1 protein-coding gene and 1 pseudogene are annotated in these 1235 nt (G+C 41.8%); both read right to left on the bottom strand.

Translation table 11 applies throughout. From position 1 onward, the window contains the following. Window positions 1–47 precede the first annotated feature (47 nt). Window positions 48–560, bottom strand: a complete 513-nt coding sequence (locus F6K23_RS40840) for a GMC family oxidoreductase (protein WP_293166962.1) — start codon at window positions 558–560, stop codon at window positions 48–50. Between the two features lie 195 nt (window positions 561–755). Continuing rightward, window positions 756–1235: pseudogene (locus tag F6K23_RS40835) on the bottom strand (hypothetical protein); the annotation flags it as partial.

The raw sequence follows: 1235 nt of genomic DNA, 5'->3' as shown, positions 1-1235 counted from the left end.
ATTAGCTATTTTTAAATTTTTTTCTAATTCTTCACTTAATGTATTCTCTAACCAAAGGCATGGGAAAGGGGATTAGTATAGCGTAAACAAGCCACATTAATAGGACCACCAGTACTGTGATATTGAGAAGCTCCCCTTTCCTGGTTTTCACTTTTTTTGAAATAGGGAAGCACTTCCGAAAAGCTCCATCCCGAATTTCCTAATTTGTTCCAGTAATCGTAGTCGCAGCGATGCCCCCGAATATAGATCATGGCATTAATTGAACTACTGCCTCCTAATACCTTGCCACGGGGCCAATAAAGTTGGCGGTTATTGAGATGAGGCTGAACTTCAGTGTAGTATGCCCAATCGTATTCAGTTTTGAAGAGTTTTGAGAAAGCAGCAGGAATACGTAGGTTGAGTTGGCGATTGCCTTTGGCGCTACCCCTTGGGTAATCGTTTTTGCCTGCTTCAAGGAGTACTACAGTAGTATTGGAGTTTTCTGTCAGGCGATTAGCTAGAACACAACCAGCAGAACCGGCACCGACAATTACATAATCGAATTTTGTAGTACTTTTCATGAGAGTGTAAGTAGGTAGAGGTAATTAAACGAACAATAGCAAAACTTGGAAGTCTTGTTCGGCAAGGAACCTGGCGTTTCAGGTTTTAGGTTTATTCATGAGCGCCCTACTTACTTATTACTTATTACCCCAGTTTCGAGCAAAGCTCCTTCCTTCTAGGTGGGGGAGTGTCAATTAACCAGACTTCCTTAAACCCTAGTTAGAAACGACAACTCCTTTACTTTCATTAGCCATCCGATTTACCGCACAAACTGCATAAGTTCCAGGCTCTACCTCTGTCTCTGTATTTGCCGCTGTTACAATTTTGTATAGCTTCCAACTATCACCTATTTTTCGATAAATAGTCCAGCTACGAATATCTTTACTAGTTGCTGCCTTCCAAATCAACTTGCTGCCAACTCTCCTTACATCAGAGGGAATATCTGGCGAGTTACCTCCTAACCACTCCATTGCCGGAGGCAATGCTGGTTCAGTATAAAGCGAAGTTTGGAAATAATCAAAAATACCCTGGCGGTTTTCACCAAGTACCTTCATATTGAAAAAAATATTTCCTAGAGACAGTTCTGAGGCAAGTTGGCGAGTAATCTCAACTTGCTTTTGGTATTCAGAAACAGGCCAGTCCTCACGCTCCATTTTATATAGTGCATTACCAGGGTAAATGTGCCTGCCTTGGGA

Origin of the sequence: Okeania sp. SIO2C9, assembly GCF_010672455.1 — a bacterium.
Classification (GTDB): Bacteria; Cyanobacteriota; Cyanobacteriia; order Cyanobacteriales; family Microcoleaceae; genus Okeania.
Note: the sequence above shows the minus strand (reverse complement) of the source record. Positions and strands in the feature narration are given on the sequence as shown.